Here is a 14,291-nt window from a genome sequence, read left to right on the forward strand (position 1 = left end):
ACGATGGTCCCCGCCATCGTGGCATTTTTTTGTGCCGCGGTTACGGGCTACAGGCCCTTCTCGACCATCTCGAGCACGCGCTGCCCCAGGATCTCCGCCTGCTCGCTGGCGCGGCTGCGCAGGGGACCGTCGATCAGCAGGATCGCCAGCCCGTGCACGGCCGACCACGCCAGGTATTCGGCGCCCGGGCGGCGCTCGGCCGGCAGGACCCCCGCCTCCACCAGCTGGTCCAGCGCCGCGCCCAGCAACTGGAACGGATTCAGGCCGCTGTTGCCCGCCTTGGCCGGGTCGGCGTCGTCCTCGACTTCGTCCGGCACCGAGAATGCCGTGCGGAACAGGCCGGTTTCCGTGAGGGCAAAACGGAGGTAGCCCGTGCCGACCGCGCGCAGGCAGGCGCGCGCATGCGCGGCTGCGCCACGGCCCGGGCGCAGCCCGCCGATTTCGGCCTCCATGGCGATTGCCAGCGAAGACAGGGCCGAGGCGCGCACCGCCTGCAGCAAGTCTTGCCGGCTGGCGAAATGGCGGTACGCGGCATTGGGCACCACGCCCGCGCGCCGCGTCGCTTCGCGCAGCACGATGGCGTCGGGGCCACCCTCGCGTGCCAGGTCGATGCCGGCGTCGAGCAGCGCGCGGCGCAGGTCGCCATGGCGGTAGGTCGCCCGTGCGGGCGGTGCGGAGGCTTCCCGGTTCATGCGGGCCTCCCGGAAAACGAATGACAGTTCATGATGTGCAGAGTCTTATAGTGAACAGTGTACACAATCAAACTGTCACAAGCTTGTAGCGCCTACGATGGCAGGGGCGCCGGCAGGCCGCGGCTCAGAGGATCGGCGCGAACAGCGTGGCGACGTGCATCGCCACGCGCAGAGGAGCCGGCGCGGCGAGGAACTCGTCCAGCCCGACCCGACGGGCCTGCGCGAAATCGGCCTCGAGCATTGCCGCCACCTGCGCGGCAAAGCCCTCGTCGGCAGTCATCACCATCAGCTCGAAATTGAGCCGGAACGAGCGGTTGTCGAGGTTCGCGGTGCCGATGGCGGCGGCCTCGTCGTCGATCAGGATCACCTTCTGGTGCAGGAAGCCGGGCTGGTAGCGGTAGATCTTGATGCCCGCGGCAATGGCCTTGTGGGCGTACAGCGTGGAGGCGGCATAGACCACCAGGTGGTCCGGCCGCGCCGGGATCAGGATGCGCACATCCACCCCGCGCAGCACCGCCAGTCGCAGCACCGCGAACACGGCCTCGTCCGGGACGAAATACGGCGACGTGATCCACAGCCGGTGGCGCGCCGACTGGATCGCCTCGACAAAGAACAGCGAGCAGGTTTCCTGCGCATCGGCCGGCCCCGACGGCACCACCTGGCAGGTCATGCTGCCGCCCGCCTCCGGCGGCGGCATGAGCAGATGCGGCACCTCGCGCGCGGCCCAGTACCAGTCTTCGGCAAAGGCCATCTGCAAGTCCAGCACGGCGCTGCCACGCAGCGCGATATGGGTGTCGCGCCAGGGCGCCAGCGGCGGACGCTGGCCCAGGTATTCGACACCGACATTGTGGCCGCCGATGAACGCTTCGCAGCCGTCGACGACCACCAGCTTGCGGTGGTTGCGGAAATTGAGCTGGAACCGGTTGACGAAACCGCGATGCGTGGAAAACGCCCGCGCCTCGACCCCCGCATCGAGCAGCGTGCGTACGTAGCGGCGCGACATGGCGTGGCAGCCGATGCGGTCGAACAGGAAGTACACCTTGACGCCAGCCTGCGCGCGCTCGCACATGAGCGCCTGCAGGCGCTGGCCCAGTGCATCGTCGTGGACGATGAAGAACTGCACGATCAACACCTGCCTGGCGCGCGCCATCGCCGCGAAGATCGCCTCGAAAGTCTCCTCGCCGTCGATGAGCAGGCGCACATCGTTGTTGGCCAGGCACGGCATGCCGGTCAGGCGCGGCAGCGCGCGCATGCAGGCCTGCACCGGCGCGTGGACCACGCAGGCGCTGCGGGCCTCGCGCTCGCGCGGGGTCATGCCGTGGCGGATTTCGCGCAGCCGGTCGTCGTTGAAGCGGCGCGCGTCGACATAGCCGGCGAAGGTGCTGCGCCCGAAGATCAGGTAAGGCACCAGGGTGAAGTACGGCATCATCAGCAGCGATCCGGCCCAGGCAATCGCGCCCGGCGCGGTGCGCACCGTCATGACGGCATGCAGCGCGGCCACCACGCCTACGGCGTGAAAGGCCAGCACGATGATGGCGATGACACTCGGGCTCTGCAGCATCGGTGGGCTTGTGTCCGCTGACCGGGTCGCGATGCGCGCTATTTTGGCACAGCACGTTGCCGATGTTGGCGCCCGGCTGTGCGCCGCCAGCCAGAGCTGCCTGCTTTTTTGGCACGCCGATGGCATGACGGTGCCAGGCCGCTGTCAGGGCAGCATGCCCCCGTTTGTCCACAGGAGCTGTGGACAACTTTCCGTAGCGACCGGCAGCTGCCGCAGCTTCACGAGCGAATCCGCTTCGATCACGGCGAACCGCAAAAATCGACAGAGATTTCAGCAATGTCTGATTGTTTTTCGGACCGCACTTTTTATACGCTTTCTGGCTAGGCAACGCGGTGCCATCACGGTCCCGTGGCCGGGGCTGTCCGACCGCGGCCCGGGCGTTCATTGCCGGCTTTCGCCTTACGGTTCGTATCCTGCCCTGTGGTCCGCCTCCGATGAATATTGCGCTGCTCATGGGCTTTTCGCCCCAACTCCGTACCGTGGCCGAGCTGCTGGAGGGCGCCGGCTTCCGTTGCCGCGTGTTCGAGACCGGCCGCGAGCTGATCCACCGCGTCAGCCAGGAGCTGTACGACATGCTGCTGATCGACGATGCCTTGCCCGACCTGCCGGCACTGGAAGTGGTGCGCGCGGTGCGCAGCGCGCGCTCGCGCGATGTGCCGATCATCCTGCTGGCTGCCGACAACAGCGAAGACAAGCTGGTCGATGCGCTCGATGCTGGCGCCGACGACTACGTGTGCCGCCCGCTCAATGGGCGCGTGCTGATGGCGCGCATCACGGCATTGCGCCGGCGCGTGACCGGCGAACGCGTGCGCCAGGGCCTGGTGGTGCAGGCCGGCCCCTACCAGCTCAACAGCATGGGGCGCTTCGCCACGCTGCACGGCGAGCGCATCGCCATGACGCCGAAGGAATTCGACCTGGCCATGATGCTGTTCTCCAACGTCGGCCGCGTGCTGGCCGCCGAGCGCATCCAGCAGGCAATCTGGCGGCATGAACTGCCACCGCTGTCGCGGGCGCTGGCGGGCCTGATCTCGCGGCTGCGCAAGACCCTGCGCATCGGCGTGGCCAACGGCATCGTGATCACGGTGGTCTACGCGCATGGCTACCGGCTTGACGTGCTGGAAGAGAGCATCGCGCCCCGGCTGCCGAAGGCGGCGAGCCGGACCACCGTGCCCGGGCCCTCGGGCAACTGAGCGCGCTACGCCGGCAGCGTCGCCGACAGCGCCAGGAAATCGAGCACGGCCATGCCGTCGGCCGAGCGCTTGGCCTCGCGCTTGGCCGCTGCCGCCGCGGCGCCGATCTGCTGGCTGCCCACGCGCTGCAGGCCGGCGACGCCCTCGCCGCTGACGCACACCACGCCCACCGCCATCGATACCGGAGGAAAGAACACCGGCCGCCCGTGCCGGTCTTCGCCATGCATGCCGCCAGCGGCGCGGTCGGGCGGCGCATACATGGCGCGTGCCGCATCGTTGAAGCGCAGGATCGCGGCACGCATGCGCTCGGCCCAGTCGGCGCTCTGGTACAGCACCAGGAAATCGTCGCCGCCCACATGGCCCAGAAAGTCCCGGGCCGGGTCGCACGCCTCGGCCAGGATCGCCGCTGCGCCCTTGAGCATCTCGTCGCCTTTCCAGTAGCCGTATTTGTCGTTGAACGGCTTGAAGTGGTTCAGGTCGACATAGCAGGCATGGAACTCGCTGGCGGCCTCGATCAGCCGCTCGATATGCTGGTTCAGCGGGATATTGCCCGGCAGGAAGGTCAGCGGATTGGCGTAGCGCGCCGCTTCCATGCGCACCTCGGTGATCGCCCGGATCAGGTCGGCGCCGGTGCCCAGCCCGATATAGCGGCCCTGGTCGGTGATCACGAAGCCGTCGGCGAGCGAGCGCGTGTTCTCGCCCGACAGGATCTGCGCCATGTCCTCCAGGCTGGCGCGCTGGTCGAAGCAGGCCGGGTCGCGGCTGGCCATGGCGATGCAGGCCTTCTTGCCATAGAGCTCGCGATGGAACGGCGCCGCGTAGCGGTCGATAAACGCCTGGCGGCCGATGATGGCCAGGGGCCGCCCTTCGTCATTGACCACCGCCACGGCCTGAAGCTCGGGCTGGTCCTGGAAGGTGCGCAGCACCGCATCGTTGCTGGCCGAGGGCGATACCGGCGGCGCCGGCCGCAGCAGCCGTCCCGCGGTGATGCCTGACCAGCCCGAACGCACCATCTGCGGAAACACCGCAATGCGGCGCGACGCCAACGCCTGCCGTACATGCAGCGCGGCCTGCGCCGCCGGTTGCGCCACTGGCCGTCCCACGTAATAGCCCTGGGCGCCGGTCACGCCCAGGTCGCGCACCACGGCCAGTTCATCTTCGTCTTCGATGCCTTCGGCGATCACGCGCCCGCCAAAGGCACTCATCATGCGCAGCAGCGCGCGCAGGATCTCCAGCCGGCGCGAGCAGGACGCGATGCCGCGCACCAGCGACTTGTCGATCTTGACGAAGTGGGGCGACAGGTGCGCGAGCAAGTCCAGGTTGGCGTGCCCGGTGCCGAAATCGTCCAGCGCGTACTGCATGCCGAGCTCGCGCAACACCGCCATGGCCACGCCAAAGCTCGCGGCGTCGCCGATCGGGGTCTGTTCGGTGACCTCGATCACCAGCCGCGACGGTGCAATGCCGGCTTCCAGCAGGGCCGCCATCAGCCGCCCCCGGTCCGCCAGCAAGTGCCGCAAGGTCTGCGGGCTGAAATTGAGGAAGAGCTTGCCGGGCAGGTCGAAGCCGCGCCAGGCAACCAGCGCGGTGCGCGCCGCCTCGACCTCCAGCGCGATGGTGGCGGGGACGCCCTGCGCCAGCCGGAACAGCGCGTCCGGTGCCGCCCACGGCGAACCCACGGGCCCGCGGATCAGGGCTTCGTAGCCGAGGATGGCGCCGCTGTCCGCCTGCACGATGGGCTGGAACACGGCATGCAGCGGCGGCAGACGCGCCGGCGCAAGCACGGCCCCGCCCGGGACAACGCTGGCAGCGTGGGGCGCGGGATCGTGCTGGGACGTGGCGACAGTCAGGCCATTCATAGGAAGCAAGCGGGGGATGGTGCAGAAGCGGTCAGAGGCGCAGCGCGGCCCACATTGCATGACATCCACATGACAGCACGATGACAGTCCATATTTGAAGCATGTCACGTTGGCGTCACGTTGATCGACGACGATCCCTGCGCCGCAGCGACTGTCCCGTACCGAGGACAGCGCCAGCGGCGAATCGGGTCAAGCCCGGGCTGCGCAGGCCGCTCACGCCGGCGCGCCCGTCTGGAGTCATCTCCGTGTTGCAAGTTTTCAAGACATCCCTGCCCGGCCACCGTCGGGCAGTTGCCCCCGCGCGCTGGCTGGTGCGGCTGGGCCGCCTGCCGCTGGTGGCGCGCCTGTGCGCCGCCTTTGCCCTGGTCTACCTGTTCGGCGCCGCGGTCGGCCTGACGGGCATCGCCAACCTGGTCTCGATCAAGGCCCGCACCGATACCCTGTACCAGCACGACATGCACGGCGCCATCTCGGCGGAGCGGGCGCAATCAGCACTGGCTGCGCTCGGGCGCGCCCAGCTGGCGCTGACCATGGCCACCAGCAGCACCGAGCGCGACGGCGCCGCCGACGAGATCGCGGCGGCGCTGTCGCAACTCGATGCGGCACTGGCCGGCGTGCAGCGGGCCGCCCCCGCGCAGGCGGCGCCACTGCTGCGCGAACGCCAGCGCGCCAGCGAACTGGCCCAGGCCTACGTGGCCTTGCTGCGCAAGCAGCCGCTGGATCCGCTGCAATTCGACAGCGCGGTCTCGGTCGACGGCCATTTCGTCACCGAGCAGCTGCAGCGGCTCAGCAGCCAGGTTGAAGCCGTACGCCGCCAGCAGGAGCAGCAGGCCGCCGCCACCGTTGCCAGCGTCGCCGCCAGCCAGTTGCGCGCGCAGGCCTGGATGGCGGCCCTGCTCGGCGCCAGCCTGCTCGCTGCCGTCGCGCTGGCGTGGATTGCCGCGCGCAGCCTGCGCGCCGAACTGGGCGGCGAGCCGCGCGACGCCGCCGACATCGCCCGCCGCATTGCCGCCGGCGACCTGACCGCGCCGATCGCGCTGCGCCCCTCGGACCACAACAGCATGCTGCACCATGTGGCCAGCATGCGCGACCAGCTGGCTGGCGTGCTGGCACGGATCCAGGCCACTGCCCACGAGATCACCGCGGCCAGCCAGCAGATCGCGGCGGGCAACCAGGCCCTGTCGGCACGCACCGAGCAGCAGGCCAGCGCGCTCGACGCCACCACCGACAGCATGCAGGCGCTGGCGGCGCGCGTCGCCGCCGCGCATGCGCAGGCCACCGAATCGAGCGAGATGGCCAGCGCGGCCCGCGCCGCCACCGACGACGGCGCGGCCGTGGTGCAACGCATGCGCGGCGCCATGGACGCCCTGCACGGCCATTCGCGCCATATCGCCGAGATTGTCGGCGTGATCGAAAGCATCGCGTTCCAGACCAATATCCTGGCGCTGAACGCCGCCGTGGAAGCGGCGCGTGCGGGCCCGGCGGGCCGCGGCTTTGCCGTGGTGGCGCAGGAAGTGCGCGCGCTGGCACAGCGCAGCGCCGATGCGGCGCGGGAGATCGGCGGCATTGTCGGCAATGCCACCCATGAGATCCAGCAAGGCGCCAGCCTGAGCGGCAGCGTGGTGGCGGCGATGGATCGCATCGCCGCCACGGTGGGCCACAGCCACGCGCTGGCCGAGGGGCTGCGCACGCTCGCGGACGAGCAGGCCGACAGCGTGCAGGGCGCCACGCAGGCGGCGGCGCAACTGCGCCAGACGGCGCAGCAGAATGCTGCGCTGGTCGATGAACTGGCCGGCCAGGCGGCGCGGCTCGACCAGCAGGCCGCGGCGCTGGCCAGCGACGTGGCGCGCTTTCGCTTCCGGCAGCCGTGACCGGGCAGTCGCGGCAAAGATGTGTCGGGTCGAAACATTTGTCATGACGACGTAACCGGCATTTACGTCTTCCGCGACGAAGTTACAGATATGTTTCAACTGAACCAGCCCCGGTAACGTGACAGCCCGGTTGCGGCGAGTAACCTTGCTTCACACCAACTGAACTGGCACCCGCACAGGAAACCATGGCTGAACGACTCATCATGCTGGACGTACCCGGCGTCCTGTACTCCGACCGCTCCCGCGCCCGCCTCGGCGGCATTCCGGATTCGGGCACGCCGCGCGACGTCAGGTTCTTCGACCCGGTCGCGCTGGGGTTCCTCCGCAGGCTGTTCGGGGTGGCGGGCGCCCGTGTGGTGGTAGCCGATGCCTGGCGCCGGGGCACGCCCGCCGCCATCCTGCAACAACTGGACTTGCAGGTCGAAGCCATGACGCCGCCGGTCGCGGGCGGCCACGGCGCCGAGATCGAAGCGTTCTTCGCCCAGGGCGCGCGCCCGGTCCATTACGTGATCCTGTCCTGCGCCGCGGCCGAGTCGATGCCCGAGGCACTGCGCGAGCATCTGGTCACGGTCGACCCGGCCGTGGGCCTGACGCTGGAAAATTTCCAGCAGGCGCTGGATATCCTGGGCGTGGCCTGTCCGTCGACGGTCATGCCGGCGCCGAAGCTGGACGCGGGGCTCAAGGCCAAGCTGGCGCAACTGCAGCAACTGGCACGGGACAACCCTGCCCGCTTCGGCAGCGCGTTGGCACCGGCACGCGAAGTGACCGCCGTCCACGCCTGAGCCGCCGCTGCCATGCAGTTCCCGACGGGGCGCCCACGGGCGCCCTGTTTTGCATCCGGCGATCCTGAACGCGCGATACAAAGGGCCCGGCCTTCTCGCTCCGGCGCATCCCTGTCGCAGCGATCCCGTATCATGCTCGCTGTCGCCGGCCCCATGCCGGAGCTTTTTGCCTGGACCCGCCATGCCTCACCTCGTCATCGAACTCACGGAAAACACACGCCTGAACTGCTCGCAGGAAGAACTGCTGGATGAGGCCAATGCCGCCCTGCTGGCTTCCGGCCAGTTCCAGGAGGCGGATATCAAGTCGCGCTGCATCACGCTGTCGACCTACCGCCAGGGCATCGATGCCGTCGAGCGGGCCTTTGTCCATGCGCGCCTGTCGATCCTGGACGGGCGCGATACCGCCGTGCGCCAGGCGCTGGCGCAGGCGGTCTGCGATGTGATTGCCGAAGCCGTGCGCTCGGGCGGCGGCACCGGCCAGAACGTGCAGGTGTCAGTGGAAGTCTGCGAGATGGCGCGCGCTACCTACGCCAAGCAATTGGTGGCCTGATCCGCCGCGCCGTCGGGCGGCCGCCCAATAAAAAACCCGCGGCCGTTGCGGCCGCGGGCGGAAGCTTCAGGAAGACTCCGGAAGCTCTGTCATGGGGAGCGCCCCCGCACCCATGACGTAGTCGATTCTAGGTGGGCGACATGGCCACCGACTTGACCTGGATTAAACGCTGCCGGATTGGTGCCGGCGGCCATAAAAAAGGAGCCGGCAAGCGGCTCCTTTTCTTTCTGGACAACTGGCGCAGGTCAGGCTGCGGCGTCCTTCAGCTTCTTCAGCGGACGGACCTTGACCTTGACGCTGGCCGGCTTGGCCGGGAACCAACGCTCTTCACCGGTGAACGGGTCCTTGCCGAAGCGCTTCTTCTTGGCCGGCACTTGCTGCGCCGTGACCTTCAGCAGGCCGGGCAGCGTGAACTCGCCCGCGCCCTTCTTGTTCAGCGCGCTGACGATGGTGTTTTCCAGGTGGGCCAGCACCGTCTTCACGGTCTTGGCTTCCAGTTCCGTCTGGGCTACCAGGTGAGCGACCAGGCTCGACTTGTTGAAGGTGTCCTTCAGCGGGCGCGCAACGGGCGCAGCGGCGGGAGCAGCCTTCTTGGCCGGCGTGGCCTTCTTGGCGGCAGCCTTCACGGGTGCCTTGGTTGCCGCAGCCTTCTTGGCGGCGGGCTTGGTTGCAGTCTTCGCGGTCGGTTTCGCTTTGGTCGCCATATCGATATTCGTAAGTTGAACAGATGGATGCCGGCAGGTGTTATGCATTGCTGCTGAGCGTTGCGCAATCGCCTGATCGACGCCCACTGAATCATAGCGGAAAGTGCCGTAAGTCAAGGGGTTTTCATGCATGCGACACGCAAAACCCGGTGAAAACCCCGGGTTTTGTCGCGGCTTTGCCTCAGTGCAAGCGCGAAAACGGCCTACGTCCCCCCGTTTTGGCGTGCGCGGCCGCAGCGCCAAGTCCCGCGCGCAACGCTGCGCGCGCCTCCGCACGCTACCGTTCGCGCTCGCGCGGAGCGTTCCGTTCAGCCCGCATTCAGCTGTTTTGATGCAAACTCCGAGCCATGACCCCTTGTTTCCAGGCCCTTCTGCGCCCGCGCGCGCTGGTGGCCGCCGCGCTGCTGGCACTGGCGGCGGTCCCCGCCGCGCACGCCGACAAGGATGCCGATCGCGCGCGCGCCGCGGTGCAGTCCGGTGAAATCCTGCCGTTGTCGCGCATCCTCGAGACCGTCTCGCGCCAGTACGCCGGCGACGTCATCGGCGTCGAACTCGATCACGACGACGGCATCTGGCAGTACGAGGTCAAGCTGCTGCTGCCCGGCGGCTCGGTGGCCAAGCTCGAATACGATGCGCGCACCGCCGTCCTGCTCAAGGCCAAGGGGCGGGGGCTGGAAGGCGCGCGCCGCAAACCCTGACCCGGCAAAGACAACCATGCGCATCCTGCTGGTCGAAGATGAAACCGCCCTTGCCGCGCAGGTCCGTGCAAGCCTGGCCGACGCCGGCTATGCCGTCGACACGGCCGCCGATGGCCTGGACGCCTGGCACCTGGGCGCCGAAGAACCTTACGACGCGGTCATCCTTGATCTGGGCCTGCCGCGGCTGGACGGACTCTCGGTGCTGCGCCGCTGGCGCGCAGCGCAGGTCAGCGCGCCGGTGCTGATCCTGACCGCGCGCGACAGTTGGACCGAGAAGGTCGAAGGCATCGATGCCGGCGCCGACGACTACCTGGCCAAGCCCTTCCGCATGGAAGAGCTGCTGGCGCGCATCCGGGCGCTGATCCGGCGCGCCCATGGCATGCCCGCGCCGGAACTGCAGTGCGGCCCGGTGCGGATGAATCCCCGCGCCGGCACGGTCAGCGTGGACGGCGCGCCGGTGGTGCTGACCGCCCATGAATTCCGTGTGCTTGACTACCTGATGCACCACCCCGGCGCGATCGTCAGCAAGACCGCGCTGACCGAGCACATCTACGCACAGGACTTCGACCGCGACAGCAATACCATCGAGGTCTTTGTCGGCCGCCTGCGGCGCAAGCTCGGCGTCGATGTCATCGAAACCGTGCGCGGCCAGGGCTATCGGCTGCGCCCGCCGGCGCAGGCTAGCACCTAGATGCCGGTGCGCCTGCGTCGCTCGCTTGCACTGCGCCTGCTGGCGGTGGCGGCGATCTGGCTCGCCGCGGCGTTGGGGGTCAGCGGCTGGCTGCTGTCGGCCCTGTTCGAGCGCCACGTCAACCAGACCTATGTGCGCCAGCTCGAGCACCAGCTCGCCAGCCTGGCCGCGGCGCTGGAATGGAACGCCGAGGGCAGGCTGGTCCTCCACCGCAGTCCCGCCGATCCCCGCTACGAACTGCCCTATTCCGGCGCCTACTGGCAGGCGCTGGCCCCCGGCGCGCTGCTGCGCTCGCGCTCGCTGTGGGATACGGAGATGCCGGCGACGGCGCTGCGCCGTCTGCCCGCTGCCGCGGACGCATCGGATGGAATCGCCGAGGTGCGCTCCGGTCCCAACCAGCAGTCGCTGCTGGTGGTGTCGCGGCAACTGGTGCTGGCCTCGGCCGATACCCCGGTGGAAATCTCGGTGGCGCTGGACCGCACCGAACTGCGCGCCGCGCGCCGCAGTTTCAACCAGACGCTGGCGTGGTCACTGACGGCGCTGGGACTGGGGCTGATGCTCGCGGTGGCGGCGCAGGTGCGGTTCGGGCTGGCGCCGCTGGCACGGCTGCGGCGCGCGCTCGGCACCATGCAGGCGCGGCGCGAGGCGAGCCTGGGCGGCGCCTGGCCCGCCGAGGTCGAACCGCTGGTGACCGAGATCAATGCCCTGCTGGCACGCAATGCGCAAGCGCTGGAACGCTCGCGCCGCCAGGCCGCCGACCTGGCCCATGCGGTCAAGACCCCGCTGGCGGTGCTGGCTAACGAGGCAGCGGCGTTGCCCGGCACCGCGGCGCAGGCCGTCTCGGGCCAGGTCGAAGCGATGCGGCGCCAGGTGGACCGCCACCTCGCGCGGGCCCGTGCCGCCGGCGCGGCCGCGGCCCGCGGCGAGCGCATCGACGCCGCCCCCGCGGTGCGCGAGCTGACCCGCGCGCTGGCGCGGCTGCATCGTGAGCGGGCGCTGGAGCTGACGGTCCGCGGCGGCGGGCATTTCGCCGGCGACCGCCAGGACCTGGTCGAGATGCTGGGCAACCTGCTCGACAACGCCTGCCAATGGGCGCGCACGCGCGTGCGCGTCACGCTGCGCGAGGACGCTGGCGTGCTGGAAATCCGGGTCGAGGACGATGGCGCGGGCATGCCGCCCGAGGCGCAGGCGCTGGCGACCGCGCGCTATGGCCGGCTCGACGAGGCCGCCGCGGGCAGCGGCCTGGGCCTGGCCATCGTCACGGAAATCGCTGCCTTGTATGACGGCAGCCTGGCACTGGCGTCGAGCCAGCTGGGCGGTCTGGCGGCCCGTTTGCGGCTGCCGGCGGGGCAGCCCTGATCAGTGCGCGCGGGCGGCCATGGCGTCGCGCGTATCGCGCGCCAGGCCCAGTGCAAAGGCCGTTTCGGCGACCAGGAACAGCGGGCCGATCAGCAGCCCGACCAGGTCGTCGACGAAGGCGGGCTTGCGCCCCTCGTAATAGTGGCCGATGAACTGGATCACCCATCCCACCACGAACAGGCCTATGCCGATCGCGAGCCACCAGGCCGTCGGCATCGCAGCGATATGCGCGCCAGCGTAGAGGAACACCGCGAGGATCAGCGCCATGGCCACGCCGAAGCCCAGCGACAGGCGCAGGTAGAACAGGCACGACAGGATATACAGCAGCATGGCCGGCGTCAGCACGGCGTTGCCGTCGCCCAGTGCCAGCGCCGGCCGCGCCAGCAGCGTGGTCACGGCCAGCACGATCATCGGGATGCCGATGAAATGGGTGAAGACGTTGCGCGGATCGCGATGGTAGGCGGCGTAGTTGGCGAGATGTTCGATCAGGGTTTTCACGGGGGCGTCTCCTGGACTGCGCTATGGTGCGCGCGCGGCGGGCGCGAGGTGGATTTATAGTAGTGGGCGCGCACCGGCCGGTCTGTCAGGTTTTTGACATTCCGCCAGGTGCCCGGACATGGAGAGCGGCATGCGGCTGGCGAGCCCGCCACAACCCGCTCTCCTCGCCCCACACGACCCCGAAACGCAGCCCCCAGACCCAATGTCCAGCCAGATGTTGCCATGCAGCGATCCGCTCGCCGCGGTGCGCGCGGGTGCGTGGTTCAGCCAGTTGACGCCGGCGCTGCGGCAGGCGTTGCTGGACGACGGCAGCCTGCGCCGGCTGGTCGCCGGCGAGACCCTGTTTGCGCGCGGCGACCGCTTCGATGGCCTGTATTGTGTCGCCAGCGGCACCATGCAGATCCACGCCAGCGGCGAATCCGGCAAGGCTGCGGTGCTGGGCCTGCTCGAACCCGGCACCTGGTTCGGCGAGATCTGCCTGTTCGACGGCCTGCCGCGCACCCATGACGCGCGTGCCGCCAGCGCCGCCACGCTGTGGCATGTGCCGCGCACCGCCCTGGCGCAGCGCCTCGCGCAGCAGCCGGCATGGTGGCAGGCGTTCGGGCAACTGCTGGCGGCCAAGACCCGCGAGGCCTTCCACTACGTCGAGGAAGCGCAGCTGCTGCCGCCGCCGGCACGCGTCGCGCGCCGGCTGGCGGCGATCGCGCATGGCTACGGCAACCTGCCGGACGGCAGTGCCACGCGGCGTGTGCGCATTGCGCAAGAGCAGCTGGCGCAGATGCTGGGCCTGTCGCGCCAGACCGTAAACCACGCGCTGCGCGAGCTGGAAGCGCACGGCCTGCTGCGCCTTCAATATGGCGGCATCGAACTGCTCGACCTGCCCGCGCTGGAAACGCTCAACTGACCGCACCGTACCGGAGCCCCATACACCATGACTATCCTGGACGCCGCCCAACTGGACGCCTGGCTGGCGCGCCTCGGCATCGCCGCGCCACCCTCGCCGACGCTGCAGGCGCTGGACGCGGTGCTGGCCGCGCACCTGGCCAGCATTCCGTTCGAGAACGTCGACCCGCTGCTGCGCCGCCCGGTGCGCATCGACCTCGATGCCGTGTTCGACAAGCTGGTCACGCGCCGGCGCGGCGGCTACTGCTTTGAACTCAATACGCTGCTCAGCGCCGGGCTGGGTGCGCTGGGCTACGAGGTAACGCCGCTGGCCGCGCGGGTGCGCTGGGGCGTGCCGGACGACGTGCCGACCATGACCTCGCACATGCTGCTGCGCGTGGAGGTGGCGCACCGCAGCTATCTGGTCGATGTGGGCTTCGGCGGCCCCACGCCATTCCGTGCGATGCCGCTGTCCGAACCGGCCGACGATGGCTTTCCCTACCGGCTTGCGCCCTCCCCGGCGCAAGCCGCCGCCAGCGCATTCCACAGCTACGACCTGCAGGCACGCGGCGATGCGGGCTGTATCCCGGTCTACCGGTTCGACCTGACGCCGCAGCCGCCGATCGATTTCGTTGCGCGCAACTGGTATGTCTCGACGCACCCCGACAGCGTCTTCCTCCAGCGCCTGATGGCCGCGCGCACCGATGGCGGTACGCGCGTGACGCTGGCCAATGGGGAACTGGCCGAGCGCGCCCCGGACGGCAGCGTGCGCCGCACGCACCTGCAGCATGCCGACGCCGTGGTTCAGGCCCTGTCGGCGCGCTTCGGCATCGTGCTGGACGACGAGTTGCGCCAGGGCCTGATGGCTGCGCTGCCTGGCTTGCTGGCGCCTGCGATGGCATCCGCCGGCAGCTGAATCGCAGCGGCTTCGCCCTGCAGCATCGGCTCCATGCACCG

Annotated in this window: 14 protein-coding genes; 9 read left to right on the forward strand and 5 right to left on the reverse strand. The window is 69.4% G+C overall.

Annotated features, from left to right (window positions below; all coding sequences use genetic code 11):
* Nucleotides 1-47: 47 nt before the first annotated feature.
* Nucleotides 48-692 (reverse strand): TetR/AcrR family transcriptional regulator, encoded by a 645-nt coding sequence (locus GA0116996_RS25005; RefSeq protein ID WP_062803149.1) that lies wholly within the window; start codon nt 690-692, stop codon nt 48-50.
* A gap of 124 nt (nt 693-816) precedes the next feature.
* A complete protein-coding gene (cls, locus tag GA0116996_RS25010) occupies nt 817-2,253 on the reverse strand; it encodes a cardiolipin synthase (RefSeq protein ID WP_092317006.1) in 1,437 nt (478 codons plus the stop codon).
* A gap of 434 nt (nt 2,254-2,687) precedes the next feature.
* Here cls and GA0116996_RS25015 point away from each other — a divergent pair, with 434 nt between their 5' ends.
* Nucleotides 2,688-3,443, forward strand: coding sequence for a response regulator transcription factor (locus GA0116996_RS25015; protein ID WP_092317009.1), 756 nt, complete (start codon nt 2,688-2,690; stop codon nt 3,441-3,443).
* A gap of 5 nt (nt 3,444-3,448) precedes the next feature.
* Here the strand turns inward: GA0116996_RS25015 and GA0116996_RS25020 are convergent, their stop codons facing one another.
* Nucleotides 3,449-5,299, reverse strand: coding sequence for an EAL domain-containing protein (locus tag GA0116996_RS25020; RefSeq protein ID WP_092317012.1), 1,851 nt, complete (start codon nt 5,297-5,299; stop codon nt 3,449-3,451).
* Nucleotides 5,300-5,544: 245 nt separating this feature from the next.
* Here GA0116996_RS25020 and GA0116996_RS25025 point away from each other — a divergent pair, with 245 nt between their 5' ends.
* From GA0116996_RS25025 to GA0116996_RS25035, 3 genes are all read left to right on the forward strand, one after another.
* Complete coding sequence (locus GA0116996_RS25025; RefSeq protein WP_092317015.1) at nt 5,545-7,170, forward strand: methyl-accepting chemotaxis protein; 1,626 nt, start codon at nt 5,545-5,547, stop codon at nt 7,168-7,170.
* 185 nt (nt 7,171-7,355) lie between these two features.
* Complete coding sequence (locus GA0116996_RS25030; protein WP_092317018.1) at nt 7,356-7,952, forward strand: HAD domain-containing protein; 597 nt, start codon at nt 7,356-7,358, stop codon at nt 7,950-7,952.
* 181 nt (nt 7,953-8,133) lie between these two features.
* Nucleotides 8,134-8,502 (forward strand): 5-carboxymethyl-2-hydroxymuconate Delta-isomerase, encoded by a 369-nt coding sequence (locus tag GA0116996_RS25035; RefSeq protein WP_026163988.1) that lies wholly within the window; start codon nt 8,134-8,136, stop codon nt 8,500-8,502.
* A 245-nt stretch (nt 8,503-8,747) separates the two neighbouring features.
* Here the strand turns inward: GA0116996_RS25035 and GA0116996_RS25040 are convergent, their stop codons facing one another.
* Nucleotides 8,748-9,206 carry an HU family DNA-binding protein gene (locus GA0116996_RS25040; RefSeq protein WP_092317021.1) on the reverse strand — a complete coding sequence of 153 codons (459 nt, stop codon included), beginning with the start codon at nt 9,204-9,206 and terminating at the stop codon, nt 8,748-8,750.
* A gap of 347 nt (nt 9,207-9,553) precedes the next feature.
* Between GA0116996_RS25040 and GA0116996_RS25045 the strand changes: the two genes are divergently transcribed.
* From GA0116996_RS25045 to GA0116996_RS25055, 3 genes are read left to right on the forward strand one after another with little or no spacing between them, the layout of a single operon-like run.
* Nucleotides 9,554-9,904 (forward strand): PepSY domain-containing protein, encoded by a 351-nt coding sequence (locus tag GA0116996_RS25045; protein WP_092317024.1) that lies wholly within the window; start codon nt 9,554-9,556, stop codon nt 9,902-9,904.
* A gap of 16 nt (nt 9,905-9,920) precedes the next feature.
* The gene (locus GA0116996_RS25050; RefSeq protein WP_092317027.1) at nt 9,921-10,595 is read left to right on the forward strand and encodes a response regulator transcription factor; all 675 of its coding nucleotides are present in this window, start codon (nt 9,921-9,923) and stop codon (nt 10,593-10,595) included.
* Complete coding sequence (locus GA0116996_RS25055; RefSeq protein WP_092317030.1) at nt 10,596-11,954, forward strand: sensor histidine kinase; 1,359 nt, start codon at nt 10,596-10,598, stop codon at nt 11,952-11,954. It begins immediately after the preceding gene.
* On the opposite strand, the gene GA0116996_RS25060 is transcribed toward GA0116996_RS25055, so the two are convergent.
* Nucleotides 11,955-12,452: an Mpo1 family 2-hydroxy fatty acid dioxygenase gene (locus GA0116996_RS25060; protein WP_092317033.1), complete on the reverse strand. Its 498-nt coding sequence runs from the start codon at nt 12,450-12,452 to the stop codon at nt 11,955-11,957.
* A 214-nt stretch (nt 12,453-12,666) separates the two neighbouring features.
* Here GA0116996_RS25060 and GA0116996_RS25065 point away from each other — a divergent pair, with 214 nt between their 5' ends.
* Both GA0116996_RS25065 and GA0116996_RS25070 read left to right on the forward strand, forming a co-directional pair.
* Nucleotides 12,667-13,356 (forward strand): Crp/Fnr family transcriptional regulator, encoded by a 690-nt coding sequence (locus tag GA0116996_RS25065; protein WP_092317160.1) that lies wholly within the window; start codon nt 12,667-12,669, stop codon nt 13,354-13,356.
* 27 nt (nt 13,357-13,383) lie between these two features.
* Nucleotides 13,384-14,250 (forward strand): arylamine N-acetyltransferase family protein, encoded by an 867-nt coding sequence (locus GA0116996_RS25070; protein WP_092317036.1) that lies wholly within the window; start codon nt 13,384-13,386, stop codon nt 14,248-14,250.
* The last annotated feature ends 41 nt before the right edge of the window (nt 14,251-14,291 follow it).

Source organism: Cupriavidus alkaliphilus (assembly GCF_900094595.1).
Classification (GTDB): Bacteria; Pseudomonadota; Gammaproteobacteria; order Burkholderiales; family Burkholderiaceae; genus Cupriavidus; species Cupriavidus alkaliphilus.

Bases quoted from the DNA above. Each gene is read 5' to 3' on its own strand.
- GA0116996_RS25035 (WP_026163988.1), top strand. From the start codon at position 8,134: ATGCCTCACCTCGTCATCGAACTCACGGAAAACACACGCCTGAACTGC.
- GA0116996_RS25030 (WP_092317018.1), top strand. From the start codon at position 7,356: ATGGCTGAACGACTCATCATGCTGGACGTACCCGGCGTCCTGTACTCC.
- GA0116996_RS25015 (WP_092317009.1), top strand. From the start codon at position 2,688: ATGAATATTGCGCTGCTCATGGGCTTTTCGCCCCAACTCCGTACCGTG.
- GA0116996_RS25065 (WP_092317160.1), top strand. From the start codon at position 12,667: ATGTTGCCATGCAGCGATCCGCTCGCCGCGGTGCGCGCGGGTGCGTGG.
- GA0116996_RS25070 (WP_092317036.1), top strand. From the start codon at position 13,384: ATGACTATCCTGGACGCCGCCCAACTGGACGCCTGGCTGGCGCGCCTC.
- GA0116996_RS25055 (WP_092317030.1), top strand. From the start codon at position 10,596: ATGCCGGTGCGCCTGCGTCGCTCGCTTGCACTGCGCCTGCTGGCGGTG.
- GA0116996_RS25040 (WP_092317021.1), bottom strand. From the start codon at position 9,206: ATGGCGACCAAAGCGAAACCGACCGCGAAGACTGCAACCAAGCCCGCC.
- GA0116996_RS25050 (WP_092317027.1), top strand. From the start codon at position 9,921: ATGCGCATCCTGCTGGTCGAAGATGAAACCGCCCTTGCCGCGCAGGTC.
- GA0116996_RS25045 (WP_092317024.1), top strand. From the start codon at position 9,554: ATGACCCCTTGTTTCCAGGCCCTTCTGCGCCCGCGCGCGCTGGTGGCC.
- GA0116996_RS25020 (WP_092317012.1), bottom strand. From the start codon at position 5,299: ATGAATGGCCTGACTGTCGCCACGTCCCAGCACGATCCCGCGCCCCAC.
- GA0116996_RS25005 (WP_062803149.1), bottom strand. From the start codon at position 692: ATGAACCGGGAAGCCTCCGCACCGCCCGCACGGGCGACCTACCGCCAT.
- cls (WP_092317006.1), bottom strand. From the start codon at position 2,253: ATGCTGCAGAGCCCGAGTGTCATCGCCATCATCGTGCTGGCCTTTCAC.